This is a genomic window from Secundilactobacillus silagincola, assembly GCF_002583405.1.
Lineage (GTDB): Bacteria > Bacillota > Bacilli > Lactobacillales > Lactobacillaceae > Secundilactobacillus > Secundilactobacillus silagincola.
Map to the genome: position 1 here is coordinate 199,831 of NZ_BCMJ01000004.1, position 14,625 is coordinate 214,455.

Consider the following 14,625-nt stretch of genomic DNA (forward strand, 5'->3'; position numbering starts at 1 on the left):
AAAATAATGACTCGCAAGGCCTTTCCAACTTTTTTATCAGCTGTGTTAATTGGCTGTTTAATAATTGGTATCCTTGGCAATTTAACTGATTACACTGGCATCGCGGTGCTAATCGTAGCCGTTCTCATCTGCATCAGTACCCAGTTACTTGCTAATCGGATCAACACATTAAAATTTACCCATTTCCGTCTCGCAATTGGTATTGGCTTACTAGCCATGCTAGCAGGGCAAATTTTTGTCCTGGGCACCATGCCGGTAACAGTCTACCATGACCCCTATCGCGTTCTTTCTCAGGCGGATCAAATAGCAGCCGGCCATATGACTTGGGACATTACGTATTTCTGGCGTTATGCCAATAACGTCCCACTAGCCTACCTGATGTCGCTTTGGTTGAGAGTCACTCAATTATTTGGATTGACGACTAACTTATCCGTACATTTATTAAGCATTCTCACCCTTGATAGCTTTATCGTCTTACTGCTATCAACTATTTGGAAAATGAGCCATCGAAAAAGTTTGGTAGCCGGTGTTTTGGCCTTCCTGGCACTAACGCCATTTGCCTACACCTACTATTTACAAGTTTTTTATTCGGATTTGACTACCATGCTAGTCCTTCTGATTGTTATGAGAGTTGTCATGGACTGGCCACAGGGCTCAAAAACGAACCACCTTTTGTCCGGTATCGGTCTAGTTATCAGTGTCTTAATCGGTGCGTTACTTAAACCAAATATTATCGTCTTGCTGCCGGCTTTAGCTGTTGTTGCCCTTATTCTGATGAAAAAGAAATTATTTAAAAAAAGCCGGTTGTTAGCCCCCATTATTTTGATTGCATTAAGTTTTGGCTTAAGCCTACCTGCCACTCAAGCAATCAACCATGCCAGCAACTATACACCTGAAGCCAAGTACGCCTTTCCCGTCACCCACTGGATGATGATGGGTGTTAATCCAACACACTATGGGACTTATTCAGGTAAAGATGTGGGCCAAGACATTAAACTACCTAACAAAACCGCTCGAAGCCACTCTGACTTAAAGCACATTTCAAAGCGAGTTAAAAAATTAGGCGCGTTGGGATTAATCAAACTTTGGGTAGTCAAAATTGGGATTCTACTGAATGTTAGAGGTATCCAAGATTGGTATAATGGTGGCTTCCGTTCAGCACCCGTTTGGTACCAGCGACACGCTCGTTTCTTCATGGAACTCACCATTATCAGTTACGCTGCCGCAACTCTAGCACTTTGGTTGACCCTGATTCGCAGGCTATGCGTTTGGCGACCTGATCTTACCGATAGTCATCAGGTAACCGCGTTGCTAGCAATCGTGACCACCCTAGGTTATTTTGCTTTCCACACACTGCTATGGGAGGTTGAACCTCGCTATGGTCAAGCTGCATTACCATTGATCTGGCTTTTACTAGCCGCAACGCCGATTCCCGCAAGAGACCAGCAACGGGTGACTAATGCACCGAAACGCTTGGCACCTTTGAGCATGGCAGTGACTTTCTTACTGGGTCTTGGCTTTGCTGGCATCTTTGGTCACTCGCAGTTTAAAACCATCGTCGTAGCTGCACAACGTAGTCAGCTTTCCGAGCAATATCACGCTAAACCGACCACAATACAACCAGGACAGACGATTACTGAAGATGTCACTCTATCAGGGGCTGCCAACCGTTTTGCCCTACAGATTCATAATGGGTCAAAGGTAAACGCCAGCTTAATGAATCTCAAAACACATGTAAATTATCATCTGACGCCAGCAACACGAAACTATCATCTTCACCAACACCTTACAGCTGGAAAATATCGTATGACGATTCGAAACGGCACCAGCAAAAGTCAGCCAGTCGATGTGGTCCAAACCTACCACTATCAATTAGCTGATCACCCGGTCGTCGTTAACGGGCAAGCTAATCAAAATGCTTCTCTAGTTTACACTTTCCGACTACACCTCTAAAAGGAGTTACTTTTAATGGACAAAACTATCAAAATAGACTGCATCAAGCGTAGTGAATCGTTCCGTTACCTCGTTGTTGGCGGTGGAACCACCTTAATCAACATCGTCTTCCTCTTCGGTTTAACTCACATTGCTGTCCCGTGGGCTTTGGCAAATATGATCGCTTGGTTCGCAAGTGTTCTATTCGCCTTTATCGCCAATAAGATTGTTTTTGCCGATTCTGCAATGGCTGCTCCTAAAGTCGTCGTTAAGGAGGGACTGCGTTTCTTCGTACTTCGTGGTGCCTCACTGCTGGTTAATACCGCTATTTTATTTACCACGGGGATGACCCTAATGCATGGTTCACACGTAGCTGTAGGTTCTACAAATAACTTAAAACCCGTTAATATTGTCTGATTAAAAAGGAGCTGTAACTTTGGATAAAACCATCAAAATTCTCTACACTAAATATGGCGAGGCCTTTCGCTACCTCGTTGTTGGCGGACTAACAACCCTAATCAACATCGTCATCTTTTTTAGCTTGACGCATATCGCTATTCCCTGGTTCTGGGCAAACGTTGTTGCTTGGTTCTTAAGTGTCTTGTTTGCCTTTATCGCCAACAAGAAAGTCGTCTTCGGTTCAACTGACATGGCTCCCAGCGTCGTTTTTAAAGAAGGCATGAGTTTCTTCGCGCTTCGGGGCGCTTCATTGCTGGCTGATACCGCCATCCTATTTGTGGGACTGACCCTCATGCACGGTTCACCAATCATTGTCAAAATTGTTGATCAAGTCGTCGTCATTGGCTTGAATTACGTCTTTAGCAAGCATATTTTCTCTTGATGCAGTGAGTGACAAAACTCGGTAGATTTCAGAATTTAACAAAAACAATGCGTATTCCGTCAAATTTTGTCGGAATACGCATTGTTTTTGTTAAATGGCAGGAAGTTGAATCTTGACACAGCCCCTTGATGTTACTTTCTATGATTGACTACTGGACGGTTCACCACCGGATTTTTTAGTTGAATAGCTTCCACCGTTGGCCGTTTGGCAACGTGATGTGTCAAACGATTGCTCAGCTTCTCGTAGGAACCTAATTTAGGTCCCACAAAATGGCGTCTTGCTGATAGAACATAGTCAATCATCAAGACCACGATGACCACAAACATAATTTTCCCTGTAGCATAATGCAGCATCACGTGAGCCGTTAACTGAATGTCTGTTGGTGATAAGATCATCAGACCAATCAAGAAGATGACCCATAGACAAGCAACGATACTAACAGGAACACTCCACTTACCCAAGTGCCATGGTCCGTTATCATCAGCTGTCCAAGCACCTCGAAACTGTGCCCGCAACTTCAGTGCAATCGGAACAAAGTAGGAACTGTATAACCCGATAACACTCATGGTGCCAATCACCGCGTAAATGCCATCAGAGATGCCGGCAAGAAACGCGATGACTGCAATCACCCAAATGGCAACTGCTGGTGTATGAAATTTAGTGGAAATTCGCTTCAAATACCGTGAAAATGGTAACCCGTTATCACGGCTAAACGCGTAAACCATCCGTGATGACGACGTGATAGATGAACACCCACAAAACCACATTGCAATCGTCACTAGCCACAACAGTACACCACTGAAGCGACTCCCAACGGCCTGCTGAATGGCAACGATAAAGGCGTTGTTACCCGCTGCAGCAACCGCTGCTGGATTTTTAATTGATAAAGTCACTAATGCTAATAAAACAAAACCGAAAATTCCTGAAATAGCAACGGATAGGAAAACGCCCCATGGTGCTTGCACTCGAGGATTCAAAGTTTCCTCACTGGTATGTGCGGAGGCATCATAACCAGTCAACGTCCACTGGGCCTGTAATAACCCGATCAGGAATGCACCCCAGTAAGGCATTGACGAAGATGTCTGGGTTGAAAATGTGCTAAATAGATAACTGACGTGATGTTCAGGACCGGCAACCATCAAAACACCAATGATCAGTAAGACACCAACCACGTGATAGATAGCGGAAAGTGAATTTAACTTTGAAACTAAATCGATACCGAAATGGTTCAGTAGCGCGTGGCTTGTTAAGATAACGGCGTAGGTGAGCAAAAATTGCATTTTATTAGGATGCGCCATTAGTAAGTTAGAGGCAAACGTTGCACAGCCATAATCGATGCCGGCAACGATCGTCACTTGGCCGATAATGTTTAGCCACCCTGTAAACCAGCCCCACGTTGGCCCACCTAAAATGGCTGCCCAGTGATAAATGGCTCCGGATGTCGGAACTGCTGAGGTTAGTTCAGCCATTGCCGCAGCCACGAACAAGACGAAAAACGTTACTAGCGGCCAGCCAATTCCCATGATTGCAGGACCACCTTGACTGAACCCGTAACCATAGTATGAAACGGCACCAGTTAAAATGGAAATAATTGAAAACGAAACCGCAAAGTTAGAAAAACCGCCCATATCTCGAATTAGTTCTTGTTGATAGCCAAATGATTTGGTTGATGATTTCGCTTGATCATGGTTCAGTTGCCATTGCCGCACTGAATGTGCCGCATTGACACCAATGAAACCCATCATGACTAATGTTAATCCTAAAATTGCAATACCTAAAAAACTCATCTAACCACGTTCCTCTCTACCTGCCATTGGGAATATCAAAACTACATGTTAGATTATATAACATAAATAACAATTTTCAATACGTTTTCACAAATTTCTCTTATTTATTTTTAATTTTACATAGGTATGTTATAAGCACTGAAAAATCAACGTTACACGACAATGTAAACAAAAAATAATTTGAATATGGCTACTCCAAAAATTAAAAAACGATTGCATTCAAAATAATCAATGTTATTATTTATAACATGGAAGTCAAAAAAGAAGGTGACATCATGGTTGAAAAGCTTCGAACAGTTGGCATCGATATTGGTACATCAACGACTTCTTTGATTATCGCGGAACTGACGATTACCGATATCTCAGCCGGCTTTTCGCTGCCACAATTGGCGATTAGCCATAAACGCATCATCTATAGAAGCCCCGTCATTTTCACGCCGTTACTGAGTGAAACTCAAATTGATGCCGCACAGCTTAAACAGTTTGTCACTTCCCAATATCATCGTGCTCATGTTACGAAGAGCAGCTTTAAGTTGGGCGCTATTATCATGACCGGGGAAACAGCTCGGAAAGCAAACGCCGATCGGGTCCTTCACGCGCTTAGTGAATACGCTGGTGACTTTGTTTGTGCAACAGCTGGTCCCGGCTTAGAAAGTGTTATTGCTGGCAAGAGTGCAGCCCATTCCCTACTAACACAACCCGACCCACAGCCAGTGATTAATTTCGATATTGGTGGTGGAACTACTAACCTGGCTTACTTCGTCAATGGCGACTGTCAGGACACCGCCTGTTTCGATATTGGGGGCCGATTGATCCGACTCGATCATGACAGCAACGTGATTACTTATATTGCGCCGAAAATTCAACAATTAATTACCCAGTTAGACCTGCCAATCCGGTTAGGTGCCGTTACCAGCGTGTCACAGTTACAACCATTAATTAATGCCATGGTGGCCCTACTAGAAAATACGATTGGCCTCGGCGATCCCGTTGCCTATTTCAATCAATTTGTAACGGACAAATCGCTTCAACCGGTGCCGTCAACAGTTCGCTTAACCTTTTCTGGCGGGGTTGCTGATTGCCTAGTGGATCAGTTACCAGTAGATTCTTTCCGTTACGGCGACATCGGCCTTCTTCTGGGACACACTTTAAAACAGTCGTTGCTCTTTAAAGAAAGGGTTGTGTGTCCTGCAGATGAAACTATTCAGGCCACTGTCATTGGCGCCGGTTCACAATCAATGATACTCAGTGGCAGTACCATCAACTATGATCGGTCAACGCTGCCACTGAAAAATTTACCAGTCGTCAAAGTTTCTCAATCGCTAAAAGAATATTCACCAGAGACAGTGGTCGCAAATATTCAGCAACAATTATCCCTGTTTGAGCAATCAGTTATCGCCCTAGCGTTAGGTCCCGTCACCGCAACTTTTGAAGGTCTTCAACAATGGGTGGCGGTTATCCTTAAAAGTATGAACGCTTCTATTAAAGACCGGCAGCCACTCATCATCGTCACACAGGAAAACGTTGCCCAAGCCTTAGGTAATAGCCTTAGAAGCCAGCTTCCTCCAAATTATCCGGTCGTCGTACTGGACCAAATTAGCGCATCATCCGGTGACTATCTCGATGTTGGTCTCCCCGTTGCCGGTGGTGAAGCTGTTCCCGTCATCGTTAAAACACTGATCTTCAGTTGAAAGGAGTTTTCTTATGCATTTAAAAGTCACGTTATCTGGCGTCCACTACCAGTTTCAATCCGTTAAAGAGGTCATGGCCAAGGCTAATGAAGAGAAATCCGGCGATACTTTAGCAGGAATCGCCGCCAAAAGTACCGCAGAACGGGTTGCCGCTAAAATCGTTTTATCGCAGTTAACGTTAAACGATATTTATGAACATCCCGCTGTGGACTATGACCATGATGAAGTCACCCGCATGATCATCGATGACCTCGACGACGAGGTTTTTAACCAGATCAAGAACTGGACCCTTGAGCAATTAAGAGAATGGCTGCTGGAGCCCCAAACAACTAATCAGATGGTTCACTACATTTCTAAGGGATTAACTTCGGAAATGATTGCGGCCGTTTGCAAGTTAATGACCAACATGGATCTCATTACCGCCGCTAAAAAAATCACCAACGAAAAAACGGCCAACACTACGATTGGCCGTCCCGGAACCTTTTCTTCTCGATTACAGCCCAACCACCCTGCCGACGATATCAACGGCATCATGGCTTCCGTTATGGAAGGGCTGAGCATGGGAATCGGTGATGCCGTTATTGGTTTAAATCCCGTAAACGATACCGTTGATAACGTCACTCAGATTCTTAAAGCGTTCGATCAATTCTGTACCACTTGGCAGGTGCCTACTCAAACCTGTGTACTGGCGCACGTCACCACTCAGATGAAAGCAATCGAACAGGGCGCACCGGCTGGACTGATTTTCCAATCGATTGCTGGTTCCGAAAAAGCCAACACAGCGTTTGGCATCAACCGTCAACTCATTGATGAAGCTAATCAACTTGGTCACGAACGCTTACATAACAGTGGCCCTAACGTGATGTATTTTGAAACTGGCCAGGGATCAGAACTCTCTTCAGATGCCAACTTTGATGCCGACCAAGTCACGATGGAGGCACGTTGCTACGGCTTTGCCCGCCACTATGACCCCTTCATCGTCAACACTGTCGTTGGCTTTATCGGTCCAGAATATCTATATGATGCGAAGCAAGTCACCCGTGCCGGACTGGAAGACCACTTCATGGGTAAACTTAGCGGACTAGCAATGGGCTGCGACGTTTGCTATACCAACCATATGCAGGCGGATCAAAACGACATTGAAAACTTGGCGGTTCTACTGGCCACTGCTGGCTGCACGTACATTATGGGTGTCCCTCAAGCTGACGACATCATGCTGAACTATCAGTCTACGGGCTATCAAGAAACCGCCACGATTCGCCAGTTGCTCAGCTTACGACCAATACCTGAGTTTGACAGTTGGCTGGAGAAAATGGGGATTAGCCGTAACGGTCAGTTAACTAGTAAAGCTGGCGATGCATCATTATTTTTAACCAAGGAGGCTCTTTAAATGAAATTAATCGCACCTCGTATAGAAGCTTTACCCGTTGACGAAACCGGTAGCATCACAGATTTACGTGCCATTGATCAGCAACAGGAGCTGACGGTTAAAGAACCTGCCAACGCTAAAGGTTATTTGGCGATGAAGAAAAAGACAACCGCTCGTTTAGGACTGGGAAGAATCGGCACACGGTATACGACTCGATCCGTTCTGCGATTACGTGCGGATCACGCAGCTGCTAAAGATGCTGTCTGGACTGATGTCAGTACCACGTTTATTCAAAAAATGGGCTGGTTAGCCCTCCAGTCAACCTGTAAAACTGAAACCGAATATCTGACCCGTCCCGATCATGGCAGAATCATCGCGCCAACGGAACTCCACAAGCTTACACCGTTATTTCCAACGCCACCCCGTGTTTTATTAGCCGTTGGTGACGGTCTTAGTTCTTCCGCTATCGAAGCGAATGCAGCCGAAGTCATTCCTGCCATTAAACAGGGATTGGCTTTATCGCAAATTCAAATTGGCACCATCCCCTTCATCCGGTTCGCACGTGTCGCCGTTGAAGATTATTTGGGCGAAGCCACTCATGCCGACGTCGTTTGCCTATTAATTGGTGAACGCCCCGGATTGGCAACCGCTAAATCAATGAGTGCTTACATTGCTTATCGGCCCACTGTTGGCATGCCTGAAGCCCGCCGAACAGTGGTTTCTAACATTCATCCACAAGGTGTACCTGCTGTCGAAGCTGGCGCCTATATTGCCAGCGTAATCAAAGAAATGCTGGCTAAACAGGCTTCTGGTATTGCATTAAAAGATGCAAAATAGTCTGATTCCCTACAAAATAACCGGTGTCGTCCCAATACTAGGGATTACACCGGTTATTCTTATTGAACTAGGCGCCCTGTTTCACGCTCTCAAATTGATTTTCCACGTATTCGCGATATAGCGGATGATTCTTAACCAGTTCTTGATGCGTCCCATGGCCGCTGACCTTGCCATGTTCGATAAAGTAAATCTGAGTTGCATCGACAATGGTACTCAAACGGTGAGCAATGACTAAGGTAGTCCGGTTATGCATCAGCTTTTCCAGTGCTTTTTGAACCATGATCTCTGATTCTGAATCAAGACTGGCCGTAGCTTCATCCAACATTAATATCTTCGGATCACGCAAGAACGCTCTGGCAATTGCTAATCGTTGCCGTTGACCGCCGGAAACCTTAATTCCGCGTTCACCAACTTGGGTATCTAAGCCATCTGGCATGTCTTGAACGAAGGACTTAGCATAAGCCATCTCTAACACGTTCCAGAGCTGGTCATCCGTATAGCTGCCGTCCAGCCCATAAGTCAGATTATAGCGAATCGTTCCTGCCATAATGGCAGCATCTTGACTCACTAAACCAATCTGACTGCGCCAGTTATTCATGTTCACATCGTCAATTTCGGTATCGCCAATCTTGATTTGACCCTTATCTGGATTATAGAACCGTTCCAACAAGCCAAAAATCGTTGATTTACCACCACCTGAAGGGCCGGCAAAAGCAATCACGCTGTTCGGCTTTGCAGCAAAGGAAATATCCTGCAAAATTGGTTGATCCTTTTCATACTCAAAATCAACGTGTTCCACGGATAATGCTTGACCATCCATATCGATATCTTCACCAGAAGTCTGGTCCTCTTCGCTAGCTTGCAGCAATTCTTGAATCCGGGCAGTTGAACCGCTAGTCTTAGCCATATCAGTGAAGAACTGGCTTAACTGGGTGAACGGTCCAATCATTTGAGTCAGGTACATCAGAAATGAGATCAAGGTTCCAAAAGTCATGGTGCCTTGAGAAACACGAGTAGCACCATAGATCAGCATGCCAATCATCATACCCATCATCATCATTTGCATTAGCGGGTTGGCAACGGAGTCGTAAATCGCTTCTTTCAAACCGATTCGGTACAATTTGTCGATCTTCTGGTGGCCATCTTCGCGCTCAACGTCTTCGGCAGTGGATGATTTGACCAGACGAATATCACTGAGAATCTCGCTGGACTGACCATTGAAATCAGCTAATGCATCCTGGCGAGCAATGGAAATTTTGTGTGACTGCTTGATAACGGGCATCATCAAAACTAGCACTAGCGGTACAGCAATGAACATGATCAGTGTCATCTTCCAGTCCATAACAAGCATCAGGACTAAGGCACCAACCAGCTGCAAAATTGAGGTCACCATGTTAGGAACGGAGTTTGCCAGCAAATCCTTGACCTGGGAAGTATCATTGATCAGCCGAGAAGAAATTTCACCTGAACGGGTCTCGTCAAAGTAACCCACGGGTAAACGCAGAATTTTGTCCCAGAGGAACTGACGCAGCTTGCTGACAACGTCTTCACCAAAGAAGCCAAGAATACTGCCAGAAAAAGCACTGATCAGCGCACTGCCAATGAAAGCGGCAATGACGAGAAACATTAACTGAGAATTCATCGCGTGGCCAAGTTGATTAATCAGCTGCTTAGCTAACTGCGGCACCGTTAATTGAATCCCGGTAGCAATCAGACCGAATAGTAAGCCAACACCAAGCTGCCAAAAATGCGGTTTGATTTTGATGACCAACTGTGCAAAATCTTTGAAGTTAAATTTTTGACGTTTGAAAGGAACGCCGCCTGCTTGTGGGCCTCTTCCACCCTGTGGAGCTTGTCGTTGCATGTCTATTTGCCTCGTTTGATTAGTTATTTGTTGTTACGATCTGGGTTAAATTCACCCTGTTGCGGACCAAAACCATTAGGACGTGGGCCAAATTGACCGTTACGTGGGCCTTGATGACCAAATCCGTTTGGCTGTTGACCAAATTGACTTTGCTGCGGACCTTGATGGCCGAAGCTGTTACCTTTAAAGCCTCCCCATCCTTGAGATTTTTGCCCCTTAAAGAAAGCGTTTGGCATATTATCTAAAAATTCTGGCCGCTCTTCGCCGTCATCCCACTTAGCAAATTTTTCGTTTAAGCTGGTAGTTAATTTATTCAGTAACTTGCCCAATGTCTCTTGTTCTTCCTTAGTCAGGGAATCAAACAGTTCGTCGGAAAATTCTGTTTTAAAGTTATGGGAGGAAGTAATCGTTTCTTTACCCTTTTCAGTTAATGAAATCAAACTAACACGTTTATCTTTAGTTGAATCATGGCGTTCAACCAAACCTTCTTCTTCTAGCTTCTTAACCATGACGCTAACGGAACTTGGCCGAATGTCTAGTTCATCAACGATTTGAGAGTTAGTTAATTGATCCTTATCGTTGAGTAACAGTAACAAGCGCATTTGACCACGTTGCGGTTGTTTAGCCCAAAACTGCTGACCCCGTTTAGAAAAAGCGGAAAAACCACGTTGCCGAAAAGTCATCATAAAGTCGCCAAATTGTTTTAATAAATCTTGTGAGTTGTATGTCATTTTAATAATCTCCTGTCAGTTCATAATATTTAGTTAGTTTTCTAAATGATTAACTAACGATTTAGACTATAATTCATTAGTTAGTCATTGTCAACACAAACTAACTATTTATTTTCGATTCTCAACCAATCTACTAGTACCCCCCATTTTTGCGTTATAATGATGCTTAAGGGGGGATAACCGATGAAAATCAAAAAATTGATTGGTCTCACGGCAGCAACACTACTCGCAGCCCTAGGTTTGGGCCTATCGACGCAAGCCAACGCTGCAACGAGTAAGTCTTTTTACGCAACGACGACCCGACAGATTAAATCGGGAAAGGTGACTTTGCCGGCTAATACGCGTGTATCTGTTTGGTATACAGCAACTAAAAACCACAAACAATATGCTTCCATTGATCTAACGCAAATGAGCTATGGCACTCGTCACACAACTAAGGCAACTTCAATCACAATTCCATATAGTCATAATTTAAAAAAATTGAAAAGTAATGATCCAGCCTCATTATCTTTGGGAAAAGGGTTCAAGTATGCCTCTAATACATGGACCAAGACACCTAAACTAAACTTCACTACTGATAATTATGTTGAATACTTCGCAAATGGTAACCTTAATCAGAAGCCAACTTCTTCAACTAAGATTACAAAAACAAGGCAAAAAGGCAATGTGACTTACTACTATGCCAAGAAGAACATGCTAAAATTACCTGACAAACGCATCAGTAAAAAGGGTAACTACCAGTATCGCTTAACAGTTCGGAAAAACAAGGTTGTTTCAGGCGACCTATCAATCAGTTACTCGGTTGGTAGCAGCAAGAACTACTTTTATACACCGACACTAAAAGCTTAATCTTATAGGCCTTAACTAACATCCAATCAGATGCTAGCTAAGGTCTTTTTAAATGATATATGAGCATTTGCGACAGCCACCAAACAGTTCTGTTGACTAAATGTGGCAGAGTAAATGCAGTGGCCTGGTTTCACGCAACGAAATGACCCCTTAACCAATCCCCTCCCCTAATCGATTCCACAAAAAAGCACTCCGAGAAAAATCTCGAAGTGCTTTTAAACGTGCTTTTAAGCAATTAAATTACTTAAGTGGCGTCCACTTCCAGTTCGTGACTTCTGGCATATCAGTACCATTTTCACGAATGTAAGCAGTGTGCTTAGCAACCATGTCATCCATATGCTGTTCGAAGGAAGCACCTTTGACAGCGTATTCTGGCATGCTCAACAAAGCATCCTTTGCCAAGTGGTAACGGTCAAGTTCGTTCAAGACACGCATATCAAATGGTGTGGTGATATCACCGTTCTCACGGTAACCGTGAACACGAAGGTTGTGGTTGTGACGATCGAAGAACATGTCACGTACCAAGTCTTCGTAACCATGGAAGGCGAAGATGACTGGCTTGTCAGTAGTGAAGTAACGGTCGAATTCTTCGTCACTCAGGCCACGAGGGTCTTTCTTTGGTGAACGAAGTCTCAACAGATCAACAACGTTAATGACACGCATCTTCAATTCAGGGAATGCTTCATGCAACAATGAAACAGCTGCAAAGACTTCCCAAGTTGGTTCACTACCAGCAGCAGCGAAGACAACGTCAGGTTCTTGACCCTGATCAGTTGAAGCCCAGTCGATGTAACCTAAACCATTGTGAACCAGGTTAGTGGCTTCATCGATTGAGAACCATTGTGGGCGTGGGTGCTTTGAAGTAACCAGCAAGTTGATTGTCTGATAGCTGCGGAATGCAACATCGGCAACGGCAAGCAATGTGTTAGCGTCACCTGGCAAGTATTCACGAATCAACTCAGGCTTCTTTTCGTACAAGTGAGTTAACATACCTGGATCTTGGTGAGTGTAACCATTGTGGTCTTGCTGGAAGACAGTTGAAGTATCCACGAAGTTCAATGAAGGATACTGCTTACGCCATGATTGTTCTGAAGCTTTACGCAACCACTTCATGTGTTGTGTCAACATTGAGTCGACGACACGACCAAATGATTCGTAAGTTGCGAAGAAGCCATGACGACCAGTCAAGACATAGCCTTCCAACCAGCCTTCAGCTTGGTGTTCAGAAAGTTGTGAATCGATGACACGGCCTTGGGGAGCCATGTTTTCATCGTTAGGTTCTTTAATAGATTCTTCCCATTGACGCTTACCAGTATCCAACATTGAGTACAGACGGTTTGACTTTGATTCATCAGGACCGAATGCACGGAAGTTGTCAGGGTTCATCTTCATGGTGTCAGCAACCCAGTCAGACCAAACAATCATGTCTTGGGCAGTAACAGCACCTGGAGTAGTGACCTTAACGGCATACTTCTTATAGTCAGGTAACTTCAATGGTTCTGGCTTGATCCCACCATTTGTGATAGGGTTCATAGCCATGCGTTGTTCACCCTTAGGCGCCATATCACGGACAGATTCCTTGATAGTGCCGTCTTCGTTAAAGAAGTCTTCTGGCTTGTACGACTTCAACCACTTAACTAATTGATCAGCATGTTCCATTGACCCTGCAGCAATTGGTAGCGGAACCTGGTGAGCACGGAATGAACCTTCAACGGGGTTACCATCGAAGTCTTCCTTAGGACCAGTCCAGCCTTTAGGAGAACGGAAGATGATCATTGGCCAGTTAGGTAATGAATTGTCATTGTTTTCGCGGGCGTTCTTTTGAATAGCCTTGATCTTTTCAATGGCTTTGTCCATAGCCTTAGCCATGTCTTCATGAACTGGTTTATGATCGTCAGGATTCTTAACTTCAACGAACTCTGGATCCCAGCCCATACCTTTGAAGTAGCTTGTCAAGTCTTCATCACTCATCCGTGAAAGGATAGTTGGGTTAGAAATCTTGAAGCCGTTCATGTTAATAATTGGTAAAACAGCACCATCTTTAATTGGGTTGATGAACTTGTCTGAGAACCATGATGTTGCTAATGGACCAGTTTCAGATTCACCATCACCAATTTCAACAGCAGCAATTACGTCTGGGTTATCTAAAATTGCACCAGTACCGTGTGAAAGAGAGTAACCAAGTTCGCCACCTTCGTGGATTGAGCCTGGTGTTTCAGGGGCAGCATGTGAAGCAACGCCACCTGGAAATGAGAATTGCTTGAATAACTTCTTAAGACCTTTTTCGTCTTGAGAAATGTTAGGGTAGATTTCTGAATAACTGCCATCAAGATATGAGTTAGAAACCATAACTTGACCACCATGCCCTGAACCTTCAATGTAGAACATATTCAAATCATACTTCTTGATGACCCGATTTAAATGTGCGTAAATAAAGTTCTGAGAAACAATCGTCCCCCAGTGACCAATCGGCTTAATTTTAACATCGTCTGAAGTCAAGTCGCGGTTCAATAATGGGTTGTCCCGTAAGAAAAGCTGACCAACAGACAAATAGTTGGCTGCACGCCAGTACGTGTCAACGCCTTCCAAATATTGTTCGGAATCGTAATCTTCTGCCATTAGAGTAACACTCCTTTGATTGATTAAAGATAACTGCACGACGTAATTCAATGCAGTTGAAATGGTGTGTTAATTACCAGGTACGAATTGTATCGATAATTTACA

11 protein-coding genes are annotated in these 14,625 nt (G+C 44.3%); 7 read left to right on the forward strand and 4 right to left on the reverse strand.

From position 1 onward, the window contains the following. Positions 1 to 6 precede the first annotated feature (6 nt). From CES82_RS06585 to CES82_RS06595, 3 genes are read left to right on the forward strand one after another with little or no spacing between them, the layout of a single operon-like run. Positions 7 to 1,953: a glycosyltransferase family protein gene (locus CES82_RS06585; RefSeq protein WP_098824683.1), complete on the forward strand. Its 1,947-nt coding sequence runs from the start codon at positions 7 to 9 to the stop codon at positions 1,951 to 1,953. A gap of 15 nt (positions 1,954 to 1,968) precedes the next feature. Continuing rightward, a complete protein-coding gene (locus CES82_RS06590) occupies positions 1,969 to 2,349 on the forward strand; it encodes a GtrA family protein (protein WP_098824685.1) in 381 nt (126 codons plus the stop codon). A gap of 19 nt (positions 2,350 to 2,368) precedes the next feature. After that, complete coding sequence (locus tag CES82_RS06595) at positions 2,369 to 2,773, forward strand: GtrA family protein (RefSeq protein WP_098824686.1); 405 nt, start codon at positions 2,369 to 2,371, stop codon at positions 2,771 to 2,773. Positions 2,774 to 2,904: 131 nt separating this feature from the next. Here CES82_RS06595 and CES82_RS06600 read toward each other — a convergent pair whose 3' ends face one another. Further along, entirely contained in the window at positions 2,905 to 4,560 is a 1,656-nt protein-coding gene (locus CES82_RS06600) for an amino acid permease (RefSeq protein ID WP_098824688.1), read from the reverse strand. Positions 4,561 to 4,808: 248 nt separating this feature from the next. Here CES82_RS06600 and CES82_RS06605 point away from each other — a divergent pair, with 248 nt between their 5' ends. The 3 genes from CES82_RS06605 to eutC are packed head-to-tail and all read left to right on the forward strand — an operon-like array spanning position 4,809 to position 8,457. Beyond that, entirely contained in the window at positions 4,809 to 6,251 is a 1,443-nt protein-coding gene (locus tag CES82_RS06605; protein WP_225364858.1) for an ethanolamine ammonia-lyase reactivating factor EutA, read from the forward strand. 13 nt (positions 6,252 to 6,264) lie between these two features. Next, positions 6,265 to 7,641 carry an ethanolamine ammonia-lyase subunit EutB gene (locus CES82_RS06610; protein WP_098824692.1) on the forward strand — a complete coding sequence of 459 codons (1,377 nt, stop codon included), beginning with the start codon at positions 6,265 to 6,267 and terminating at the stop codon, positions 7,639 to 7,641. Next, entirely contained in the window at positions 7,642 to 8,457 is an 816-nt protein-coding gene (eutC, locus tag CES82_RS06615; RefSeq protein ID WP_098824694.1) for an ethanolamine ammonia-lyase subunit EutC, read from the forward strand. It begins immediately after the preceding gene. Between the two features lie 67 nt (positions 8,458 to 8,524). On the opposite strand, the gene CES82_RS06620 is transcribed toward eutC, so the two are convergent. Both CES82_RS06620 and CES82_RS06625 read right to left on the reverse strand, forming a co-directional pair. Continuing rightward, entirely contained in the window at positions 8,525 to 10,321 is a 1,797-nt protein-coding gene (locus CES82_RS06620; protein WP_098824696.1) for an ABC transporter ATP-binding protein, read from the reverse strand. Between the two features lie 23 nt (positions 10,322 to 10,344). Then, entirely contained in the window at positions 10,345 to 11,052 is a 708-nt protein-coding gene (locus tag CES82_RS06625; protein ID WP_098824698.1) for a MarR family winged helix-turn-helix transcriptional regulator, read from the reverse strand. Positions 11,053 to 11,235: 183 nt separating this feature from the next. On the opposite strand from CES82_RS06625, the gene CES82_RS06630 reads away from it, so the two are divergent. Continuing rightward, a complete protein-coding gene (locus tag CES82_RS06630) occupies positions 11,236 to 11,901 on the forward strand; it encodes a hypothetical protein (RefSeq protein ID WP_098824700.1) in 666 nt (221 codons plus the stop codon). A gap of 240 nt (positions 11,902 to 12,141) precedes the next feature. On the opposite strand, the gene CES82_RS06635 is transcribed toward CES82_RS06630, so the two are convergent. Further along, positions 12,142 to 14,520 (reverse strand): phosphoketolase family protein, encoded by a 2,379-nt coding sequence (locus CES82_RS06635; protein ID WP_098824702.1) that lies wholly within the window; start codon positions 14,518 to 14,520, stop codon positions 12,142 to 12,144. Positions 14,521 to 14,625 lie beyond the last annotated feature (105 nt).

What these genes read in the sequence shown, in the direction of transcription:
- CES82_RS06585 (WP_098824683.1), top strand. Translation starts at nt 7, where the DNA reads ATGACTCGCAAGGCCTTTCCAACTTTTTTATCAGCTGTGTTAATTGGC.
- CES82_RS06590 (WP_098824685.1), top strand. Translation starts at nt 1,969, where the DNA reads ATGGACAAAACTATCAAAATAGACTGCATCAAGCGTAGTGAATCGTTC.
- CES82_RS06600 (WP_098824688.1), bottom strand. Translation starts at nt 4,560, where the DNA reads ATGAGTTTTTTAGGTATTGCAATTTTAGGATTAACATTAGTCATGATG.
- CES82_RS06605 (WP_225364858.1), top strand. Translation starts at nt 4,809, where the DNA reads ATGGAAGTCAAAAAAGAAGGTGACATCATGGTTGAAAAGCTTCGAACA.
- CES82_RS06610 (WP_098824692.1), top strand. Translation starts at nt 6,265, where the DNA reads ATGCATTTAAAAGTCACGTTATCTGGCGTCCACTACCAGTTTCAATCC.
- eutC (WP_098824694.1), top strand. Translation starts at nt 7,642, where the DNA reads ATGAAATTAATCGCACCTCGTATAGAAGCTTTACCCGTTGACGAAACC.
- CES82_RS06620 (WP_098824696.1), bottom strand. Translation starts at nt 10,321, where the DNA reads ATGCAACGACAAGCTCCACAGGGTGGAAGAGGCCCACAAGCAGGCGGC.
- CES82_RS06625 (WP_098824698.1), bottom strand. Translation starts at nt 11,052, where the DNA reads ATGACATACAACTCACAAGATTTATTAAAACAATTTGGCGACTTTATG.
- CES82_RS06630 (WP_098824700.1), top strand. Translation starts at nt 11,236, where the DNA reads ATGAAAATCAAAAAATTGATTGGTCTCACGGCAGCAACACTACTCGCA.
- CES82_RS06635 (WP_098824702.1), bottom strand. Translation starts at nt 14,520, where the DNA reads ATGGCAGAAGATTACGATTCCGAACAATATTTGGAAGGCGTTGACACG.